At 65.7% G+C, this 20,507-nt stretch carries 16 protein-coding genes, 1 tRNA gene and 2 pseudogenes; 12 read left to right on the top strand and 7 right to left on the bottom strand.

Translation table 11 applies throughout. The annotated features are described in order from the left end of the window. Positions 1–159 precede the first annotated feature (159 nt). The 3 genes from D892_RS0113145 to D892_RS0113130 form a co-directional block, all read right to left on the bottom strand. Entirely contained in the window at positions 160–2,556 is a 2,397-nt protein-coding gene (locus D892_RS0113145) for an acetyl-CoA acetyltransferase (protein WP_024801676.1), read from the bottom strand. A 69-nt stretch (positions 2,557–2,625) separates the two neighbouring features. Beyond that, positions 2,626–4,344, bottom strand: a complete 1,719-nt coding sequence (locus D892_RS0113140) for a DUF3556 domain-containing protein (RefSeq protein ID WP_024801675.1) — start codon at positions 4,342–4,344, stop codon at positions 2,626–2,628. Positions 4,345–4,683: 339 nt separating this feature from the next. After that, entirely contained in the window at positions 4,684–5,634 is a 951-nt protein-coding gene (locus tag D892_RS0113130; protein WP_024801674.1) for an SDR family oxidoreductase, read from the bottom strand. Positions 5,635–5,856: 222 nt separating this feature from the next. Here D892_RS0113130 and D892_RS47715 point away from each other — a divergent pair, with 222 nt between their 5' ends. Beyond that, positions 5,857–6,552: a hypothetical protein gene (locus D892_RS47715; RefSeq protein WP_198036889.1), complete on the top strand. Its 696-nt coding sequence runs from the start codon at positions 5,857–5,859 to the stop codon at positions 6,550–6,552. Then, a complete protein-coding gene (locus D892_RS0113120; RefSeq protein WP_255360219.1) occupies positions 6,521–7,645 on the top strand; it encodes an XRE family transcriptional regulator in 1,125 nt (374 codons plus the stop codon). Before D892_RS47715 ends, D892_RS0113120 begins: the two co-directional genes overlap by 32 nt. A 167-nt stretch (positions 7,646–7,812) precedes the next feature. Here the strand turns inward: D892_RS0113120 and D892_RS0113115 are convergent. Then, positions 7,813–7,886 (bottom strand) — tRNA-Gly (locus tag D892_RS0113115). Between the two features lie 1,278 nt (positions 7,887–9,164). On the opposite strand from D892_RS0113115, the pseudogene D892_RS48490 reads away from it, so the two are divergent. The 5 genes and pseudogenes from D892_RS48490 to D892_RS41090 form a co-directional block, all read left to right on the top strand. Continuing rightward, positions 9,165–9,321, top strand: a pseudogene (locus D892_RS48490) (translation initiation factor IF-2 N-terminal domain-containing protein); the annotation flags it as partial. After that, on the top strand, positions 9,303–9,821 hold the full coding sequence (locus D892_RS48485; RefSeq protein WP_369801823.1) for a helix-turn-helix domain-containing protein: 519 nt from the start codon (positions 9,303–9,305) through the stop codon (positions 9,819–9,821). The pseudogene D892_RS48490 and the gene D892_RS48485, both read left to right, overlap by 19 nt. A 183-nt stretch (positions 9,822–10,004) precedes the next feature. Further along, positions 10,005–10,166, top strand: coding sequence for a hypothetical protein (locus tag D892_RS46635; protein ID WP_156959496.1), 162 nt, complete (start codon positions 10,005–10,007; stop codon positions 10,164–10,166). 192 nt (positions 10,167–10,358) lie between these two features. Beyond that, on the top strand, positions 10,359–11,039 hold the full coding sequence (locus D892_RS0113105) for a hypothetical protein (RefSeq protein ID WP_024801671.1): 681 nt from the start codon (positions 10,359–10,361) through the stop codon (positions 11,037–11,039). Positions 11,040–11,369: 330 nt separating this feature from the next. After that, on the top strand, positions 11,370–12,416 hold the full coding sequence (locus D892_RS41090) for a pentapeptide repeat-containing protein (protein WP_232236077.1): 1,047 nt from the start codon (positions 11,370–11,372) through the stop codon (positions 12,414–12,416). Positions 12,417–12,596: 180 nt separating this feature from the next. Here the strand turns inward: D892_RS41090 and D892_RS43655 are convergent, their stop codons facing one another. Beyond that, positions 12,597–13,922: a sigma-70 family RNA polymerase sigma factor gene (locus D892_RS43655; RefSeq protein ID WP_232236337.1), complete on the bottom strand. Its 1,326-nt coding sequence runs from the start codon at positions 13,920–13,922 to the stop codon at positions 12,597–12,599. A gap of 5 nt (positions 13,923–13,927) precedes the next feature. Continuing rightward, positions 13,928–14,278 carry a hypothetical protein gene (locus tag D892_RS47710; protein ID WP_024801668.1) on the bottom strand — a complete coding sequence of 117 codons (351 nt, stop codon included), beginning with the start codon at positions 14,276–14,278 and terminating at the stop codon, positions 13,928–13,930. Positions 14,279–14,846: 568 nt separating this feature from the next. On the opposite strand from D892_RS47710, the pseudogene D892_RS49610 reads away from it, so the two are divergent. The 5 genes and pseudogenes from D892_RS49610 to D892_RS0113065 all read left to right on the top strand — a co-directional run. Continuing rightward, positions 14,847–15,169, top strand: a pseudogene (locus tag D892_RS49610) (recombinase family protein); the annotation flags it as partial. 114 nt (positions 15,170–15,283) lie between these two features. Further along, positions 15,284–15,619 carry a helix-turn-helix domain-containing protein gene (locus D892_RS49605; RefSeq protein ID WP_369801822.1) on the top strand — a complete coding sequence of 112 codons (336 nt, stop codon included), beginning with the start codon at positions 15,284–15,286 and terminating at the stop codon, positions 15,617–15,619. Between the two features lie 57 nt (positions 15,620–15,676). After that, entirely contained in the window at positions 15,677–16,501 is an 825-nt protein-coding gene (locus D892_RS0113075) for a hypothetical protein (protein WP_024801667.1), read from the top strand. Beyond that, a complete protein-coding gene (locus D892_RS0113070; protein ID WP_198036888.1) occupies positions 16,494–17,663 on the top strand; it encodes an ImmA/IrrE family metallo-endopeptidase in 1,170 nt (389 codons plus the stop codon). The genes D892_RS0113075 and D892_RS0113070 overlap by 8 nt, the downstream gene beginning before the upstream one ends. A gap of 93 nt (positions 17,664–17,756) precedes the next feature. Then, complete coding sequence (locus tag D892_RS0113065) at positions 17,757–18,608, top strand: hypothetical protein (protein ID WP_156959495.1); 852 nt, start codon at positions 17,757–17,759, stop codon at positions 18,606–18,608. On the opposite strand, the gene D892_RS0113060 is transcribed toward D892_RS0113065, so the two are convergent. Continuing rightward, complete coding sequence (locus D892_RS0113060) at positions 18,591–20,294, bottom strand: hypothetical protein (RefSeq protein WP_198036887.1); 1,704 nt, start codon at positions 20,292–20,294, stop codon at positions 18,591–18,593. The genes D892_RS0113065 and D892_RS0113060 overlap by 18 nt on opposite strands. Between the last annotated feature and the right edge of the window lie 213 nt (positions 20,295–20,507).

Below are 20,507 nucleotides of genomic sequence, written 5' to 3'. Positions count from 1 at the left end.
GGAGGAGTTCATCGCGATGCTCCGGGTGGATCCGATGGAGGACACCCGACCGATGGCGCCACTACCGGAGAGCGAATTCTGGGTAATCCCGCCGCGCCGGGCGAGCTGAGGGGCGACCGGGCGTTTTCCCGCCGGTTGCCAGGGCTCCGGTTGCCAGAGCTAGGGACTCCGCCACTGCGGCTCCCGCCCTTCCCGCAGTGCGGCGGGGCCCTCGACCGGGTCGCGATGGGCGATGAGCTTGTCGAGCAGATCGGCCGGGCGCCCGGCGGCGGCGACGGGGTCGGCGGCGTGGTCGGTGCGTGCCATGAACGACAGCGCGGCGCGAATCGCGACGGGTGAGCGGGCGACGATATCGGCGGCCATCTGCCGGGCGACGGCGACCGCCTTGCCGGTCGGGGCCGTCCGCGCCACCAGCCCCGCGGCGAGGGCCTCGGCCGCGTCGATCCGCCGGCCGGTGACGATCATGTCGTAGGCCAGCGCCCGGCCGACGGCTCGGGGCAGCCGCACCAGCACGCCCGGCCCCGGTGACTGCCCGATTCCGGTGTCGGGCAATGCGAACGACGCCGCATCGTCGGCGACGACGAGATGACAGGCCAGGACGAGTTCGAGCCCGCCGCTCTCCGCGCGGCCGTTGACCGCCGCGATCACCGGTTTCGTCAGATCGCGGGCCACCAGGCCGCCGAAGCCGTTGCGCGGCTGGGACAGCAGTTGCAGTATCGAGGCGGCGCCGTCCGGATCGGTTCCGGCGCAGAACGCCTCCTCGCCCGCACCGCAGACGATCGCCACCCACAGCTCGCGGTCGTGCTGGAACGCGGTGAAGATCTCGTCGAGTTCGCGCTGCGCCTGCGGGGTCAGCATGTTGCCCGACCCGGGCCGGTTGATCATCACCTCGAGCACGTGATCCGACCGCGTGACGAGCAGGTGCTCGTAGGCATCCCGGATCATCGGTGTCGGTTGGCGGAGCTGCTCATCCATCCGCTCGCGGGTGCATGCGACGCGGTTGCCGGCATCGGTCGAGCGGACGAAGACGCGTGCCCCGATCGGCTCGGTATCGCCGGTCAGCACGTCCAGCAGCTCGCTGTCGTGGTCGAGGGTGTTGGCGATGAACCGGCCGCCGGCGTCGAGCCTGCCGAGCACGGCGGCGACGCGGGATCCATCCCGCTCGAAGCGGACGGCGTAGCTTTCGAGGGTGCCCCAGCCGTCGGCGTGGACCACGACCGGCACGTCGGGCGCGTCGTTCAGCTCGGCCTGCACCGTGGCCGTGCGGGCCCTCCGCCAAGGCGTGGGGGTGGTCGTGTAGATGCCGACCGAATGCTTGCTGAGGATGCCGCCGTTGGCAACCACCATGCCGTGGCTGTCCGGCCGGTCCCGCAGTCGCGCAACGATTTCGGCGATGGCGTGGGTCGAGTAGTTGTTTCCCGGGCCGCCGAAGTAGGGCAGGCCGCCGGTGACCGTGAGGCGGCGCGGATCGTCCGGGCGCAGGCCGAGACCGTCGCAGAGGTTGAACACCGCGATCGGGAAGCAGCTGTACAGGTCCAGCAGCGCCAGCTGGTCGAGGTCGAGGCCGGCCAGGTCCAGGGCACACCGGACGGCGGCGACGGCCGCGGGGCTGCGGCTCAGATCCGGCCGGGCGAGCAGTTCGCGTTCGGTCAGATCGGCGTGGCCGCGCAGAAACACCATGCGCCCCTGCGGAATACCGAGCCGCTGCGCCGTGCCGAGAGACATGACGACCACCGCGGCGGCCTGGTTCACCTGCTCGCGCGCGACCAGGAGGCGGGTGTACGCGTCGGTGATGTGCCGGTTGCGGTCGGTCTCCGTGACCAGTTCCTCGGCACCGTACTCCACCGGCGCCGAGGAGTGCGGATTATCGGCGGCGACGGCACTGAACCGGCTGAACAACTCGCCCATCGACCGCGCGTACTCCGAGCGCGAGACGCCGAGGCGGGCCCGCCGGGCGTTCTCCAGCACCGTGTACGAGACCACCGGCTCGACCATCCGGTGCGCCATGGCCTGCGCCGGGGTCATGCCTTCGATGCCGTATCCCCGGTCGTCCAGGGAGCCTTCGACGTGCTCGGTGAAATCCGGACGTTCCGAGTCCGGGCGGGCCGACAGGTTCCGGACGGTGGATATCGCCTCCGCCCCGAACAGGACCGCCGCCTCGCAGGCACCGTCGGCGATGGCGCCGCACAGCTCGGTGATCAGTTGTTGCGGCCCCTGGCCTCCGGTCGGGCCGAGGATCGCCCGGCGCGGCCGGGCGCCGACGCGGCCCGCCACGGCGCGCGGCACGTTGTCCGGTGCGCCCAGTGCGGCGCGGGAGAAGGCGCTCGAATCGTCGAACGCGCGGATCGCGGCGAAGGTATCCAGCGCCGCGAGCACCGCCTCGGCGTCGCCGCCGGTATCGGCCGCCGCGGCTCGCACGGCCTCCGCGGCCAGGTCGGCCGCGGACAGCGCCCGGTAGCCGGGCTCGTCGATCCGCTCGGATACCTGGGCCACCCCGACGATCACCGGCGTGTGCGCGGGCAATCCCGTCTCGAACGACGGCCCGTCCCGACTCATCGAAGACACCTCACTGGACATATGTCCGAACATTATAGGGATTCGTTAGGCGAACAACAGATCTTCGGCCTACTGCTCGACATGCACCGGGACGGTGTCGTCCCACGGCTGCCGGGTCACCATGTCGTCCACCCGCACCACGCCCCGCTCGAACTCACCCGTGGCTGCGTCGACGAGGCGATACTCCTGCTCCTGCCGGTGGATCGGCTGGCCGTCGAGCAGGACGACCCGCACCTCGCCCGGCTCGAACCGGCACCGCTTCTGCAGGGCGGCGATCAGCTGTTCGTTGTGCATGTGACCGTCGCCGAAGTTCCAGCCGATCGCGGTGCTGCAGATCCGTTCGCCGTCGGTGATCGTGTAGTCCTCCTCGCGGCCGTCGGCCATGGCGCGGTGGGCGAGGGTGAACAGCGCGCGGCCGTGCGTGTTCATGGAGCGGAAGGCGTATCCGAGATAGAGGGGGATCTGCGCGCGGTCCTTGCCGTAGTACCGCTCCAGTTGCGCCTGGGGCATGCCGGCGATCGCCACGACGCCCGCGCCGATCTTCTGCGACGCCGACGGTCTGACGCACCACAGCGTGGTGTCCCAGTTGCCGGCGTAGTACCGCATGCCGGGCAGGAAGGAAACCTTGCGCGGCATCAGGTTTCCGGTGATCACGGTGCCGACGAGGACCAGGAACAGCGCGGCCACCGGCACCGGATGGTTCAGGTCGCCGAGCCCGAGGTCGGCGTGCCCGACGAACAGCGTCGCCATGCCGAAGATCATGAAGACGTTCCACTCCAGGGGCACGCCCATCGGGATGGCGGTCAGGATCCCCAGGTGGAAGATCACCATCACGACGGCGGCGACCGTCGTGAGCCACCCGCCGCCGGAGAAGAACAGCACCAGCGGGACGAGCATCTCGATCGCCGTGCTGGTATGCGCCACGACCCGCGACCATCGTCCCGGACGCAGGTCGTCGGGGAACTTCTCGAAGAACCGGCGCTTGATCGCCCGCGGCCGGACCAGCGGGCTGTTGGACATCATGGTGGATATCACGAACGGGAAGTGCCGGTTCAGCTTCGACGTGGCCGCGCCCACCCAGATGACGAGGAAGACGAGCTTCGCCCCGACCACCACGTCGGCGCCGGCGAACAGGAAGGCGACCGCCAGCGACCCGTAGACCTCGCCGCGGGCGGCCAGGAAGATCACCTTGTCGCGCAGCCCCAGCACCGCCAGCACGCCGAGGATCGCGGCGATCTGCCACACCGGCAGCAGGCCGACGGTGGTGTCCAGTTCCGGGACCGGGCCGGTGCCGTCGGACAGCAGGGCCCACACGAGCAGGACGAGCAGCGCCGCATAGAGCGCGATGTCCACCGGGGACCGGTTGTCGCCGCGGGTCAGGGGTATGCGGCCCGGCCACGGCGGCAGTCGAATCGTGTGGGGCCGCAACCAATACAGGATCGAGCCCATCGGCGGGAAGAACCGGTTGTTCAGCGGGCCGAACCCGCAGCCGAGCCCGACCACCTCGAACAGCATCGTGTACAGCACGACCTTCTCGAAGACGATCGGCTCCGACCACCAGGACCCCACCTCGGTGAAGCCGTCGACACCGCTGGTGGCCAGCGCGAACAACCAGCCGCCGAGAATGTAGAGGAGGATCTTGACCACATAGAACAGGTGCATCACCACCGGCGTGCCGAACCCGACCTCCGCCCAGTGCCGCGCCATCGGCCGGATCCGCTCGCTGCGGGTGCCCTTACTCCACTGCTCCATGTCGACCACCGGCAGATCGGGCGCCATCAACCCCATCAGAACCTCCGTTCCCAGCGCTGGGACCCAAGGCATTTCGGGCCCCGAGACATGCCGCAGCCCCGCCGCACCGGCCACCGCCGTCGACCCGGCCGGAATCACCGGTCGTCGCGCGGCCGCCGGCCGGCGGATGCACGGGCGGTCACGCTATCACATGAAATTAGAACATGTTATAGAAATAGGCTGGACGGTCGCTCGCACCGCGGCCTTCTTCACCAGCTCGGCGACCTCCTTCTCGTCGGCGGTCAGCACAGAACGCATGGTTGGCGTCTTCGAAACCGATCACTTGCCGACGTGCGATCGCGGTCCTCGTCGCTGCTCCGTGGTCGACACCGGCAGTCAGTCCGTTCGAGGTCGGGTTTCCTGGGCAGCCCAGGCGTCGGGCTGGGTTCCGTCGATGTCGGTGCAGCCGTACTCGCGAGCGAGTTCGGCAGCGGTGACCGACTTTTGGTTCCAGCGGGCCCGGTTCGGGTCTGCGGCGAGGGCTGCAATTCCGCGGCCCACGTACCGGGGCGACTCCGACTCGGTGAAACCTTCCGGCGCCTGTGGATAACCCTCGATCGAGCCGTCGAGTGCGGCGCGCCAGTTGCCCTCGGTGACACCGAAGTTGTCCAGCATCATCTCCGACCTCAGCCAGCCAGGGGTTACCGCCACCGCAGTGGCGCCGTGCGGTTCGAGTTCGTGTCCCTGGGAGAACGCCAGCCTGTTCACCGCGACCTTCGCCAAGTCGTAGTACACCGAGATGCGGTACCGGTCGGCGTTGAATTCCGCCGTTCCATCGGTGATCTCGACCAGCAGCCCGCCCGGCCGATCCACCAGCAGCGGCAGCAGGTGATGCGAGGTGATCAAGTGGGTGTCGATCGCCAGCCGCAGAATGCGCAGTCCGGTATCCGGATCGTGGCGCCAGATCGGTGTATTCCACGTCGGCGGAGGGCCTTTCAACACTTCGGCACCCCAGATGTCGTTCACCAGCACATCGATATGTCCGTAGTCCGCACGCAACCGTTGCGCCAGCCGCGCAACCTGTTTCGAATCCAGGTGATCGACCTGCACCGGAACACCGATGCCGCCGAGTTCGGTCACCAGTTCCGCAGTCTCCTCGATGGTTTCGTTCCGCTGGTAATCGGACCGAATCGCCGGATCACCAGCTCTGCTGGTCCGCCCCGTGCACACGACCGTCGCCCCCAACTCCCCCAATGCCGCGGCGATCCCCCGACCAGCGCCGCGCGTGGCCCCCGCCACCACCGCAACCCGACCTCGAAGCCCGTTCCGATCCGGAGATCCAGCCATGCCGTGAGTCTGCCAGGAACCGCCCCACCACGTACTCGACCCGGCCGACGGTACAACGGCACGACCTTGCCGGACGGTGCGGCGACCCGACGATCTGCCGCCGGCCGACTCGCCGTGGCCGGTCGTCCCGCATGTGAGCCCGTTCTGCCGCTCGAACCGGTTCCTTCCGATACCGCCCTTGACCACGTAATATTCTGGTTTCATACAGGAATTTGAGGCTTCATGACAGACAAGGGGGGATTACTCGTGACCGAGCCGGCGCAGCAATACGGACCCGTCATCATCAGACCCGAGGACGCACCCGATTACCTCCGCAAGATGGACCTCGACGTCACCGACATCGCCGCGGCGCTCGAGGCGGGAGAAATCATGGCGGGCAACATCACTCGCCACCATCCGACCATCGCGCCCGGACTCACACGATGGATACATGTCGTAGGCGCGTTGCGGGAGAAACTCGCAAGCACCCATCGCTGGATCGGTGTCGATCCGCAGAACAGGCCGGTCTCCAGGCGAATCGGTCACTCGTACACCCTGTCCACCCTGGGCGGCACCGAGGCCACCGGAGTGATCGACCACCCGTTCGGCCCCTTCGCCGCCAGGCGGAAGGGCAAAGCGACCGCGGAGGCTGTCCACGGGATCGAGCCATTGATAACCGTCGAGGCACTGCGCCCCGTCTCCCATCCCACCGGTAGCGACTTTCCGCCGCCGGGCCCGTGGTTCCTCGTTTACCACCGCACCGACGAGGGGGTGCGGAGCGAGGTATCTCTGCCGCTAGGCTTCGACGAAGATGCCGGACAGTTCACGGGATGGAAGGTGCGGGTCGTCCTTGATTTCTGGAAGCCGCAAACGGCCGGTGAACAACCGCTCGACATTGGAGGTCAAGATGTCGACTTCCGAGTCGTCGAGGTCGCCTAGGAGGTTCCTCGACCCGGAACGAATTCAGCTCGCCCGCATGCGGCGGGGGATAACCAAAGCTGAACTTGCCCAACGGCTCTCGGTTACTCCCCGCACGGTGGCGAAGTATGAGTCCGGGCTGGCGCCGCTCGGTGTCGCGCACACGTTGGAGGAGGTGCTGGGGTTCCCCGCGGCATACTTCGAACGCGGTGGTGCCCCCGAGCTGGTCGCGGCAGAAGTACGGTTCCGCGCGGCGCGGCGTACTACCGCCCGCGAGCGTGACGCCGCCGTCGCGGTCGGGGTTTCCGGGGTCGAGATCGACCGGTGGATCTCGACCCGGTTCGTACTACCTCCGGTCGACGTACCGTCCTTTGCCGGTGACAACCCCCGCACCGCTGCGTCCCTACTTCGGGGAGTCTGGGGGTTGGGAACCAAACCACTTCCCAATCTCGTCCAGCTGTGCGAATCGCGTGGCGTGCGCGTGTACGGCCTCCCCCCGTTCGCCGATGCCGTCGACGCCTACTCGATCTGGCGCCACGACACCCCGTACGTATTTCTCGCACGACGCAAGACGCCCGAACGCCTCCGATTCGATTTGGCTCACGAGCTGGGGCACCTGGTACTCCACGCCGGCGAAACGTGCGAGACGACGGCCCAGGAACGTGAGGCCGACACTTTCGCCTCCGAATTCCTCATGCCGGCCGCCGGCCTCACCGAATACCTGCGGCCCAACCCGTCCGTGCACGAATTGCTGGCTGCCCGAGAGAAGTTCAAGGTATCCGCGATGGCACTGGCTTACTCCGCCCACAAGGCGGGCCGGTTGTCCGACTGGAGCTACCGCCAGATGTGCATCGAACTGTCCGCCCGCGGATTCCGCACCGCCGAGCCCGGCGGAATGCCGACCTACGAGATGTCGCGAGTGTTCCCCCAGATACTCAACCGCTCCAGCTCGGCAAGAGTCGACGCCCGCCTCATCGCGACCGAACTGAACCTCCCCCTCAGCGACGTTCACGCCCTGACCTTCGGCACGGAACTCCACCCCGCACAAACCACCGAAGTCACCAGCGACACCACCCGCCGCCAACCCACCGGCCGACACCTGCACGCGGTCTGAGCAAGGACGCAAGACGATATCCGCCCGGTGCACTTGGGAACCACCCGGCGCCACCCGACCTGCCACTGCAAAATCGCCACCGTCGTACTGACGACCGGAACTGGTGAATGTGCACTGAGGCAAGTAATCTCGGCGTGCCGCCGCAACCGGTGCACTGCCTTCAGAACTGGAGCCGGTGACGGGAATCGAACCCGCACTCTCAGCTTGGGAAGCTGATGTTCTACCACTAAACTACACCGGCGTTGGTACGCGTAGACCCGCAGGAAAAGATAGCAGACGGACTCGACACACACCCAACTTCCCAGGTGGGAGGGATGGTCGTCCGCGCGCACTGGGGGCGGTGTGCCCGTGCTGCTTCGGAAGCCGATGTTCCGGTACCGAACTGCACCGACCAGCGCACAACGCCGCCGAAGAGGGTGGCGGCACGGGCAGTTCGGGGCCCGAGCGCCTCGAAAGGCTACTAGACCTGCGCTTATATAAGCCGCAGCGTGACAGTTGGGAACCCGGCAGCCCATAGAGTCGCTCGTCCTCGATCCGTTTCAGGATACTTGCGCGCGTTCGGTGGCCGATTTTTCCCAGATTGCCCGCCCGAAATGCCGAACCGTGCGATGTACCGAAATATCGAAATACGGACCCATGCGGTGCACAGAAATGCTGGGCTATACGTTTCACCGAGAGCTGTCCCATGCGGTGCACCAAAGCTGAGCCATGCGACGCAACTGGACCCAACCCGCTCACGACCTACAGGCCGTCGTCGTACACACTCCTACCACCCTGTGACCGTTCGCAGCGACCGGCTAGCAAATTGCAGTCACAATCCCCACGACGCCACGCCGGCCAAAGGATGTTCATACCAAATACTATGGGGGACAACATATTAGGGAGATTCCCGGCGGGATTGAATGACAGCTGGGCAGCGCGCAGGTCGACCACCCACCCTTTGGGTCAACGGCACCCTCGACAGCATCTCCACCTAGCGAGCCTGGTCAGGCCACGATTCCTGAGCTCGCCTTAGAGGCCGATCAGTCCAACAAGATGCGGATGCTCGTCCTTGCTTGCCACGACCAGCTTGGCACCTGGCCTCGACCGGGGAGACGAGCCCACCGAAAGCGGGACGACCACTGCCACGACTCCGGGCACAGCCGGTTGAGACATCGGCCAGCGCGGTGATGGAGGCCGACGGCCCGTCCGGCCCGTTTCCTGGCCGCCGGTCAGTGAACCATCTCGGAGCTTTGCCCCGCTCGTTCCTTCTGCTGGATAGCCGTCCCGCCGGAGCGAGTCGACAATCTGTCACAGGCCATGCCAGAATTGCTGTGTTGGCGACTTTTTGCGCCCAAAACAAGGTACATCTCGGACTCCTCCGGGGTTGTTTTATGCCCTGAACAGGGCATATACCGAACTATCCTCCGATTCCAAGATCGCTCTACATAGGTTGGTTGACGCACTGTCACACCTGTTTGACGCAGACTGTCACACTTAGAACGCTTGGCGTAATCCCATGCGAAGCGAGGGAGAGCGAGTGGCAGGCAAGATCCGCGTACATGAATTGGCCAGGCAGCTCAGCCTCACGAGCCAAGACTTGCTCGCAACGCTCCAGGCGCAAGGCGAGTTCGTGAAGTCAGCGTCATCGACGATCGAGGCACCCGTCGCACGTCGCATGCGCGAGTCGGTCGCCAGCGGCAGGTACACCAGTCGGCAGAATCCACTGTCGATGCCCGGCTACGCCGCCGCTCCTCGGCCACATCCGCCGCCGGCTCGGTTGATGCTGGACGAGGACGAGGACGAGGGCCCACAGTTGGTCACGGCACGGGAGGCAGTGGCCGACCTCGAAGTAGAGCCAGCGACCATCCGCAAGTGGGTCTCCCGCGGCTACCTGCAGAATGTCGGCTACCGCGGGCGAGCAGCGCTCTACGACAGAGACGATCTCGAAAAAGTCCGACGTAGGACACGCCGCAGAACGAACACATCACCGATCCGTCCGCAGCTCAGGGTGCCGGCGCATTACCTCGGCCGATGGATCACCACCGCCGAAGCTGCCAAGCTTCTCGACGTTGCTCCATCGACTGTGCGCAGCTGGGTGACGAGGGGTCATCTCGTACCTCTGCAACGAAGTCGTCGTGGCCACATTTTCACCGCCGGGAGCGTGCTCGCAGCTGGGCGCCGCAGCGCGTTGTAAACGAGTTCACGACCTGCCTTCTCAACCGACCGTGACATGACGAGGGGCCCGCTCGACGAGCGGGCCCCTCGTCATGTCCGGCCACAAACTCCGCAGCGAACTCGCTGCGGTCTTTAGCCCGGCCTGTAATGGTTCGGGTTCACCACCCCTTGGGAAGAGGGAGGTGGCGCCTTGGAGCTTGCTGTGCTCCTCAGTGCTACGCCTCTGCTGACCGCCCTGGGCTACTTCGTGCAGCGGGCACTTCCGCCGTTCACGGAACTCCTGGTGGCGGTTCTGCCTTTGCTGTCGGATCGCATCAATAGGCGTGCGATCCGGCTGGCCAAGGCGAACAAGCAGAACAAGTAGCACCGGAAAAACGCCCCAGACTTTCCGAGGGCGAAGCTCTCAACTTACTAATGCTTAAATGCGCATGTGAGAATATTTATGAGACGAGTCATCTGCGACCGTCGAATAGCATCAGCACCTCCGCCGAGTGCACCTTGCCCCGGGGCCGGGAACCCGAGGGGCGGTGTCTGTGGGCAGTTCTAGGATTGCTCGGTGCAGCAGAACGCGGCGAAACGCGCCATCGTGGAAGATGCGTACCGGCGTAGCCGTGGGCCGGTGGCCTTCCTCGATGAGTCGTACCAGGTGCCGGACCCGGTGATCGCACCCGCTGAGACGTTCTACATCTTCACCGCAGTGATCGTGGCGTTTGACCAGATGGACGAACTGCGCGACGGGCTGGCCGAGATTGCCGAAAGCACCTGGTGGCACACGACAAAGGCGCTGCTGGAGAAAGACGGCCGTACCAAGACCCGTGAGATGCTCGAATTCCTCGCCGAAGGACACGAGACCTGCATCATCGCTTTTCAGGTCCCCGTCGATGGCCAGGACCACGACGGGGAAACCGCGCGACGGGCGTGCTACCGCGGCCTGGCCATCGAGCTCGCTGCCGGGCGCGAGGACGCCTGGGCGCCGGTGGATCTGCTCGTACTCGAAGAGCGCAACCAGAACAACTTTCGCACCAAGGACCGGATCAACCACAAAGAGTTGATCGCGGAGAAGCAGATCCCACAGCCGACGCGACTGTTGCAGACCTCCCCCGCGGTGGAGCGACTGCTGTGGCTGCCGGACCTGGTGTCCTCGGCCTACCGCCGCACCCTCACTCACACGGACACCACGAGAACCTTGTTCGACGTGGTCAGGGACCGGGTGCACTTCGTGGAGCCAGTCGAATGAAACTTCCCCAGACACGAAGCAGCCCCCGGCTGCCGTAGCTACACCGAGGGCCAGACCAGCTATCGCGACTCAAGTCGGGAACACCGGTTCCTTGCTCGCAACCACCATAACACTGATTCCGTATGTTTTATTGCCTAGTTTTGCCAGTCTCGTCACAGAGATCTGCCCAGGTAGACGGCCTGTATGACAGAGACGATGCCCTGCGACGGCCGAGATCATCGCGCGGATGGCGGCGGGCAACCTATGTGGAGGCGCGGTGGACACTCACCCTGCGGGTAGCGTCGTCACGAAGACCGATGCGCGGGCGATCTTTTCGCGAGAATCATCCCGGTGATCGCACGCACGAGACGAAGAGTGCTCCGGGCCGCCAAGATGACCGTGGGCCGGGTCGCCACGAACGGGTTGTTGTGGTCGATCATCGGCGCGCTCGTGCTCGGGTCCGGGCTCGCACTCGCCGCGCAGTGGGCACTGGGCCAGCGCATCGAGACCAACGACAAGGTGCTCGCAGCACCGATCGACATCACCAAGCTGGCGCTGACCGTGGTCGCCGGCGTCGGCGGTGTCGTCGCCCTGGTCGTCGCCTACCGCCGCCAGCGTGACCTCGAGCACGGACGGTTCGTCGAACGCTTCGGCGCCGCAGCCGCCCAACTCGGCAACACCGACGTCGCGATCCGCATCGCCGGGGTATACGCCATGGCCGGCGTCGCCGACGAATCCCGCGGACTACGCCGCCAGCAATGCATCGACGTGCTGTGCGGATACCTCCGCCTGCCCTACGACGCCGAGCATGGCACCAGCGGACGCACCAAGTTCGTCGTCAAGGCACCCCGCGTCGACCACGGACGCGTAAGCGGCGAGACCGAAGAGCATGTCGAGTACCGGCAGAACGATCGGGAAGTCCGGCAGACGATCGTCCGCGCCATCGCTGATCACCTGCGGCCACAAGCCGAACACAGCTGGTCGAACAGCAATTTCGATTTCCGAACAGCCCACCTCGAAGACGCTGACTTCAGTCACACTACGTTCTCCGGCAGCGCCCGGTTCCAGGGCGCGACATTCTCCGGCAACGCCTTGTTCGTGGACGCGACGTTCTCCGGCACCACCCAGTTCCGGGACGCGATGTTCTCTGGCACCACCACTTGGTTCGTGAGCGCGACGTTCTCCGGCATCACCTGGTTCGAGGACGCGACGTTCTCCGGCACCGTCTCCTTCCAGGGAGCAGATTTCGGCACCAAGGTCATCTCGTTCTCCGAGCCGAAGCGATGGGGTCCACCAACGCCGAAGTTCGACTGGGACAAGAACACCACGCGGAAGCCAGCCAACGTAGAACCGCGAAACTGGCCGCCGACCGCGGCCTCGACAGCACACGCCGAGTGAGTGTTGAGAATCGATCGTTCTTCCGACACCCGGCTGTTCGTAGTGGACGCCCAGGTCGGCTTCACCGGGGCGGTGTCTAAAAAGCGTGCCGAAAAGCGTTGCTGTCCAACAAATCCGGTTAAGCCTTTTCGAACGATTCCGCTCGGTCACCTAGGCCTTTGACACCCGGCGGCGCGGAGCCTAGCCGGGCTGCGGCAGGTTCAGGCCGAGTTCTGATCGGATCTTTTTTCGGGCACGGCTGATCAACCTGCGCACGGTGTCTGGGTTCATGTTGAGTTCGTCGGCGATCTCGCCCGGAGTCCTTCCTGCGATCAGCCGGGTGGTCAGTTCGCGCTCACGCGGTGAGAGAACGCGAAGGATCTGCCGGGTGGTCTCCTCCGCGATCAGATCCTCAGCTCCGCTGTCCGTGGTTGCCGGGCTGGCCACGGCAGAGTCCCGTTCTACGAAAGGCATCGAGTCGAGGGAGGTCGTTCCTTCGCGGTATCGGGCGCGAGCTCGGTCCTGGAACGCCCAGCGGACGGAGTTGAACGCGTAAGCCCGCAGGTTCGGAAGCGGAAGAGTGTGGAGACGGTCCCAGCGATCGAGCAGGCGGATCATCGCGTCGTGCACGGCGTCGGCGGCCGCACCTTCGTCGGATGTCAACGAGCGGGCGAACCCGCGCAGTTCGGGCGCCATTAGGACGTAGAACTGTTCGAATTGGCTTCTCCTGAGTGCGGCCCTGGCAGATTCTTCGACCTTGGTATCGGCAGCGAGGATCCGCCGCCGACCAACTCCGTCCGGATCCTGCGCCCAGCCGAGGGCGGAGACGAAGCGTTCGGCGACACTATCGAAACCCCAGGTCAGCAGACTCCACCAATGCTCGGGGGAAGTCCATTCGTCACCGAAGACATAGAGGTCTTCGGCTAGACGCCACAGGGCTCCGGCCGCAACGGCCCGCCACCATCGGATATTGGCTTCATCGATATCGCCTTGGTCGTATGCCTGAAGCGCCCTGTACACGAGGGCGATGGGGTCGCCGTTGTCGGCGGCAGTGTGCCACCAGATCTCGGCGTCGGTGGGCCTGCCCGAGTTCTGCGTCTCGACCGCTAGGCTCACCATGGCCCTCACATTGTCCTTCGCCGCAGCGAGGCGGAACCACGCCTGAGCTTCCGCGTTTTTCCCGCGCTCCTCGAGCAGTCGGCCGAGGTCGTACATCCCATCGGCGTCGTCGTGCCGCGCGATTCCGCGAAACCAGCTTTCGGCTTCGTCCAACTTCCCGCGTTCTTTGAGCAGAAACGCGAGCGCACGCATCGCCGGGATGTCGGCGGTCATCGACGCCCGCCGATACCATCGTTCGGCAGCGTCGAGGTCGCCGTCCCGGTGCAGGCTTTGGGCAATCATGCACATGGCGTCCGTGTCACCCTCCTCGGCGAGACGGAGCCATTTCTCGTCACGCTTCGCGCGGCCCTGGAAGCGCCGGGCCTCTTTCTGCTGCCGCCCTGGTGATTCCTCGTCGCTCGTTGCCATCGTGGTCACTGCGATGGGGGTGTGCCGTTTTGGGGTGAGCGTGGTCGCCGCGGCCGCCGCCTGCGTGGTGCGTCGGCCTGCTGGTACACGTTGATGATCTGGATGCGGGGGAATGCCCGGTTGAACACGTAGCGCAGTTCGCGGAGCACGATCAACCCGAGGGTGCTGATGACCCAGCTCGCGCTCGCGCCCATCAGCATCACCGAGGGTGCCATCGAGAGGTCGGCGGCTTCGTTCACCAGATTGTGAGCGGGCGCCATGGTATGCACTGCGCTGGAGATACCGAAGGTGCTGGTCGCTCCGGCCAGGTGCAGCACCAAGCGCCGCGAGTAGTCCGGTGGTTCGGGAACGGGCACGACGATAGGTTGGCCGCCACACCCAGGCGTATGGGGGTGCTGTTGCGCGCTCACTGACAACTCCGTGGTTGCTCAGGAGAGCCGCGCGCGGCGCGGCTCCCGGGTCTGCTGATAGAAGGCCAGCCCCGCCCGCTCCCACGCTTCCGCCAAGAATTAAGGAGCACGACTTGGGCACGTATTCGGTTGTGCCGATCATCTTCCCCCGGTCATGGCCACATTCACTATTCACGCACAACCGCTACGGATATGATTTAGGTCACTCAGTGAGCCAAGTCACATAACGGTCCGGTTTTCGGGGATACGCGACGAGAGCGGGTAGATCGCGGGTCACTCCCGGGGTCTGCTGATACGGGCCGCCGCCGACGCTTCCGCCAAGAGTTCCGGCGGCGGCCCCACCACAAATCTTTCGAGGCCGATCGCGCCGTTGAACCACTGGATAGATTGTCCGGCAAAGGGGTTCGTACAGTCACGGCCATGACCGACACCTCCGCCGTACCGTCGGCGCTCGTTTCTCGCCGGCAATGCCCTCGACCCGGTCGGCGGCGGCGCGCTCGTCGGCTACGCCCGGGTGTCCACGACCGGACAGCTGCTCGACCGCCAGCTGCACGCGCTCACGCTCGCCGGGTGCCAGAAGGTGTTCGCGGACAAGGCCTCCGGAAAGAATGCCGAACGCGAAGAGCTGTGGCGCTGCCTCAAGTACTTGCAGCCCGGCGACACCCTCGTGGTTCCCGCGCTCGATCGACTCGGCCGGTCGCTGCAGGACCTATCTCGATCGTCGCGGGACTCCGCGAGCGCGGCATCGGATTCCGGTCCCTGCACGAAGCCCTCGACACCAACACCCCCGGCGGGCGCCTGGTGTTCCAAGTGTTCGCCGCGCTCGCCGAGCTCATCCGCGAGCTGATCGTCGACGGCACCAACGAGGGCCTGGCCGCGGCTCGGGCCCGCGGGCAGCGCCTCGGCCAGCCACCGGCCCCCACCGCCGGGCAGATCCGCCAGGCCCGCATCATGCTCACCCAGCCGGAGGAGTCAGTGTCGTCGATCGCACGGCTGCTCGGCGTCTCACGGTCGACGATCTACAAGTACGTGCCCGAACTTGCCGAGGGCCGCGGGCAGCTCCTCCCTCATTTCTGCACGGTCGGCTGCGCTCCACCGTGCGATACCCATACGAGAACCGCGGCCGGCCGCCTCACCGTCCGGATAGCCGGATTCGGTCTACGAATTGCGTTGTGCACCACCGCGTGCCGGATTAGCCCGTTCCGCTGCGGAGCGGACGGAAGCTCCTTGACCATAGGAATGCCGACTCGTCGACGTCGTGCGCTATTTTGCGGAAAACTTAAGTGATACTCTGCCCCGGCTGCCTGAAACATAAGCCGCCCGGGCAGGTCAGGGAGGGTCGTTATGAGCGAGCAGGCAGTGCCGACCGAATGGGAGACGTCGCAGTTCGGGCACCTGGCCCTCGAAGTACGCGGGGCGGTGTGGCGGGCCCTGGGAGCCGCGCACCTGCGCGCGCTGGCTGGCCACAAGGGCAGCGGACTTAGTTCCAACGACGCGTACGGGCTGATGTGGCTGATCCTGCCCGAGGAATTGGCCAAGGAACTGGCCACGGTCACTGCGGTGCGGACGCCCCGCCCGAAGGGTGCCCGCTACTGCCTGACCGTCCTGGACGAGAGCAACCTGATCATCTATCCGTGGAAGTACGGTGACACCGCCTACGCCCCGCTGGAGTCGGCGAAGATGAACCTCTCCGACGTGCGTAAGCGGCTGCTGGCGCTCGGCGCGGCGGCCGGATCCGATCAGCTCTCGATCGACCACGCCGCGATGTCCGACGAGGAACTCGCCGAAGAACTGCAGGCCGAAGAGGACTTCCTGCACGACGCCGCGGAGGCCGGGCGGCTGATCGTGCTGGCCTTCGCCAGCAACCCGCATGCCGGCGTGCTGCGCGCCTTCTGGGGCGACGCCTCACTGGGCGACGACTCCGGGCACCTGAACTGGAGCCACGTCGAGGAAGTACCGCCCGCGGCCGAGCCCGGTGGAGGGCAATCTCGCCCGGCCCCGGCGCGTCCCCTCGCGCCCGTGCCAGGCCCGGATACGAATAACGACACGGCCGCGCGGTTCGACCAGGCCCCGCTAGAGGAAGTCGTGCTCTCGGCACGGAACCCGGCGGTGCCCCCGGACGGCGGCCAGCCCCCTACCCCCGATTCTGAAACCGGAAGTGATGACTGACCGAACCCAGCTACGTCTGTTCCGCGGCGGCCCCGGCGCGGCTCCGGCCACCGCGGTCGTGGTGGCCGAGGCGTTCGACGCCGGCCGCCTGACCCAGGCCCGCCAGCTGGCCGGCCTGACCAAGGCGGCCGTGGCCGAGCAGGTCGGTGTCTCCGGCGCGGCGGTGAGCCAGTGGGAATCCCAGACCTCCCCACCGCGGCCGGACCATCTGGTCCGGCTCGCCGAGGTCCTCGACGTCCCGATCGAGTTCTTCGCCGGCGGACGCCCGTTCGCCCGATTGGACAGCGCGGCCGCGCACTTCCGTAGCCTGCGGTCGACCCGCGTCTGCCAACGGGCCAAGGCCGTCGCGTTCGTCGAGCAGGTGTGGGAGCTGACCTACGCGCTGGAGAAACGCGTGCAGTTCCCGCCGGTCGACCTGCCCGGCTTCCTGCCCGACGACACCGACCGGCTGCCCGATACCCCCGCCGCGGCGGCCCGGTCGCTGCGACTGCACTGGGGCCTGGGCACCGGCCCGATCCCCCACCTGGTCCGGACCATGGAGAGGCACGGCATCGTCGCCACGATGGTGTCCTTCGCCGACGCGGACACCGCCACGGTCAACGCCTTCTCCACCTCGCGGATGCCGCGGCCGCTGATCGTGCTCACCCCGGACCGCAGCGACGATGTCTACTGGCACCGGTTCACCGCCGCCCACGAACTCGGCCACCTGGTCCTGCACCGCGACGCCGCTCCCGGCGACGCCCAACAGGAACGCGAGGCCGACGCCTTCGCCGCCGAATTCCTCACCCCCGCCGGACAAATCCACGACCAGCTGCCCAGCCGGTTCGACATCAAGGTGCTCGAGCAACTCGGCCGCGAGTGGGGCGTCTCGCTCAAATCCCTGGTATATCGCTGCCGGGAACTCGGCACCATCTCCGACGCCAGCGCCCGCCGCGCCTACCAGCGGCTCAACCACCTCTACGAACTCGAAATCATCGCCCCGCAGCCCGTGACGAACTATCCCGGCGAGGTACCCAGCCTGCTCGCCAAAGCCTTCGAACTCGCCGAATCCACCGGCAGCACAACCATGGCCGACCTCGCCCGCGAACTGCGATGGAAGATCCCCCGGCTCCGGCTCCTACTCGGCCAAACCGACCAGCGCCCCGTCCTACGCTTGGTCTGAGGCATCGATCGGCCGAACTCGTCCGGCGCCACCCGCACTGTTTGACTAGCACACCGTTGGGGCAGAGAGCTGTGGCAAGGAGTCGTGTCGGTAGTGCCCGCTATCGTCAGTACGGTGGGCTGGAATGGGATCGGTCGGTTTCGCAGACCAGGGGACAGTAAGCCCGGCGAGTCGGTTATCGAGCGCGATATCTTCTCGATTCTGAACTTCGTGTTCGGCGGTGGTAGCCCCAATTACAAGGTCGGCGGACGTTACGCGCTTCGAGCCGACATGATGTTCCCGATCGGCGAACAGCACCGGCATAGTCTCGTCATCGAGTACGACGGCGCGTACTGGCACAGCGATGACGAGGACACAGATATGAACAAGATTGTGAACACGCTGTACGACCCCAGCGGCCCGCACGACATCATGCGACTTCGTGAACAGCCGTTGCGTCGCCTATGGCCAGTCGACGTCAGCGTTCCTCCGCGCGCCGATGCCATGACCTGCGCGCGCCTTGCGCTGCTACATATCGCTCATCGGCCCGAACCCTACAAACTCGACCACTACTACCTGGACAGAATCCATCAGTTTCTCGCGTTCGGGGCCACCCGTCTGCCAGAGGACCAGATCCATTGCGACTTCTGCCTGGAACTGAACTATCTGGCGCGGGGAGACCGCCCGACCTTGGATCGCCGGGGCCGCCGCACCGTTCCGGACAGCACCGAATTCATGGAAGTAGCGACCTGTCTTGCGCGACTGAGCAGTCGGATCGAGGACGTATGGCGTCCGGGAGATCGCGAATGGGAGGCCGTCGAAACGGCCGCCCACCGGCGGCGCAAGTTCAGAACCTGGTTGCTGGAGCAACGCACGAACGAACCACCCCACGAGGACCCCGTCGAGATGGGAACGACCACACCCCTGTTCAGGGAACACGAAACAGGTTTATTTGGCGACAGTTGAGCCTTCATGACATGAGTCGCCACATAGCTGAACGCCGGGGTTGCTGCAGGATCTGGTGACAGTGTCACCTCTCCGTGCAGCAGCCCCCCATCCCACCTGCTGTGCCCTCGTGTGCAGCAGCCCGTTCAGAACAGCGACCGACGAGGTGGGGCACATCGCGAGACGCGCATCCAGTGCTTCGAACCACATATCGATCAGCAGTTCGGCAAGCTGGTCCCGCATCGTGTCGGTGATGTGGGTGTAGTTCGCCTGGACGGAGGTGTCCTCGTGCCCGATCCGCTCATCGATCAACACCTTGGGGATGCGCGCTTCCTCCAGATCAGTCCGGTGGCTGTGCCGATTTCGGTGCGGGCGACCGTCGCTGCAGATGACTGTCCAGCACGCGTCGGTCCGCTTCTGGGTGTGCGGCCCCTTCACCGGAACCCCCTGCAGTGCATCGGCTTTGACTGGCACCGGGCGCTGCGGCCGTCCTAAGTTGGCGGGATAGTGCCCGGTGACCGCAGGGAAGTACACCCACTCCCGGAACGATGAGCGTGTCCAGTGCGGAATTCGCTCCCCCGGGGCCGGCGGCTTGTAACCCAGTTCGTCAGCGGCAGCGTAGATCTTCGCCCGTGTCTCGTCCGGCAGTCGGGCACCGCCGGTGAAGGCAGCCCGCACCTTGTAGTCGGAGACACCCACCAATGCTGCTACCGCGGCCCGCGAGACACCCGCCGAACCGCCGGCCGCTCGCCGCCGGGTGTTGCCGGTGAAAACGTAGGTCGCGCCGTGACACGAACACGGCGTCGGCTGAGTCCGAGACACATGCTGGGTCAGCAAGTCCCAGAGAAATAGCGGCACATCCACATCCCGGTTGGACTCGTCCTTCGGAGCGCTCTTGATCAACTTGCCTCTCACTTCGGCCAGTTGCCACTCGACCCGCACCACCCGGCGCAGCGGATGCCGGGTGTTGATCAAGTACTTGGTTTCGAGCCCGTGGAGCTCGCCGGACCGCATACCGGTGTAGCGCTTCAGGATCTCCCACACGAACTCGTCGTCCCGACCACTCAGCAACGCCATCCGCTCCGCAATGAGCAGGGCATCGAGTGCGGACAAGATCGCTTGCGACGCTGGACGATTCCTTCGGCGGCTCGTCTTTCGACCACGACCGCGCTTGCGCGCGGCGACATTGAAGGAGATGAGCCGGTCGGCGGTCACCGCGTCGCTCAAAATGGTGCTCAATAGGCCGCGCCAGAGTGCGATGCTCGACCGCTTGTTTCCTGCCTCTCGTTCTTCCTTCTCCCACTCGGCGACCAGGTCCACATCGATCGCGTTCAATGGATAACGTCCGAACTTCGGCAACAAGTGGCAGTCGATCGTGGATCTGTAGCTACTCATCGTGCTCTCGACGAGATCCAGCCGCTTGTACCACTTTTCGACATACACCGAGAACAGCATGTCACCGGGATCCTCGACCGCAGCCGGAGGCGGCGCGGTCGTGGCGGCTCCGCTCGAGCGAGCCGCGAACGCAGCAATTCCGCTACGCAGCGTGAGGTCGCCCAGCCTATGTTTGGCGAGGCCGTACCCGGTCAGCGCGATGGATTGAGGCAGACGTAACGCGGCGTCATCGGCAAGCTCGGCTGCGGACAGCTCAGTCTCGATTGAGAGATTGCCGCAGTCCTGAAGTCCTTCCACGGTCAGTGTGGACAATGCCCAAGCTCCTATCTCGTGTGTTGGCGGCAGTCGATCAGTACGGGCAGATTCCTCCGACACTGGCCGAGCTTGTATTGCGCGAACCGAAGAAATGGTCCGGTCGAGCAGATCAGGCGCCGGGATCGAGCCGAGCATAGTACGACGTTTATGCATGGGATGGATAGACCTAGGACGTTTACGCTCTGGATCATTACGCGCTGGACGTTTTTG

This window comes from Nocardia sp. BMG51109, assembly GCF_000526215.1.
Classification (GTDB): Bacteria; Actinomycetota; Actinomycetes; order Mycobacteriales; family Mycobacteriaceae; genus Nocardia.
This window is presented reverse-complemented; position numbering and strand designations above follow the sequence as displayed.

Excerpts from the sequence above, each read along its gene's own strand:
- D892_RS0113070 (WP_198036888.1), top strand. The coding sequence starts at position 16,494 with ATGACTGACCGAACCCAGCTACGTCTGTTCCGCGGCGGCCCCGGCGCG.
- D892_RS49605 (WP_369801822.1), top strand. The coding sequence starts at position 15,284 with ATGCTCACCCAGCCGGAGGAGTCAGTGTCGTCGATCGCACGGCTGCTC.
- D892_RS0113130 (WP_024801674.1), bottom strand. The coding sequence starts at position 5,634 with ATGGCTGGATCTCCGGATCGGAACGGGCTTCGAGGTCGGGTTGCGGTG.
- D892_RS0113145 (WP_024801676.1), bottom strand. The coding sequence starts at position 2,556 with ATGAGTCGGGACGGGCCGTCGTTCGAGACGGGATTGCCCGCGCACACG.
- D892_RS0113120 (WP_255360219.1), top strand. The coding sequence starts at position 6,521 with ATGTCGACTTCCGAGTCGTCGAGGTCGCCTAGGAGGTTCCTCGACCCG.
- D892_RS0113075 (WP_024801667.1), top strand. The coding sequence starts at position 15,677 with ATGAGCGAGCAGGCAGTGCCGACCGAATGGGAGACGTCGCAGTTCGGG.
- D892_RS47715 (WP_198036889.1), top strand. The coding sequence starts at position 5,857 with ATGACAGACAAGGGGGGATTACTCGTGACCGAGCCGGCGCAGCAATAC.
- D892_RS48485 (WP_369801823.1), top strand. The coding sequence starts at position 9,303 with ATGCGCGAGTCGGTCGCCAGCGGCAGGTACACCAGTCGGCAGAATCCA.
- D892_RS0113140 (WP_024801675.1), bottom strand. The coding sequence starts at position 4,344 with ATGGGGTTGATGGCGCCCGATCTGCCGGTGGTCGACATGGAGCAGTGG.
- D892_RS43655 (WP_232236337.1), bottom strand. The coding sequence starts at position 13,922 with ATGGCAACGAGCGACGAGGAATCACCAGGGCGGCAGCAGAAAGAGGCC.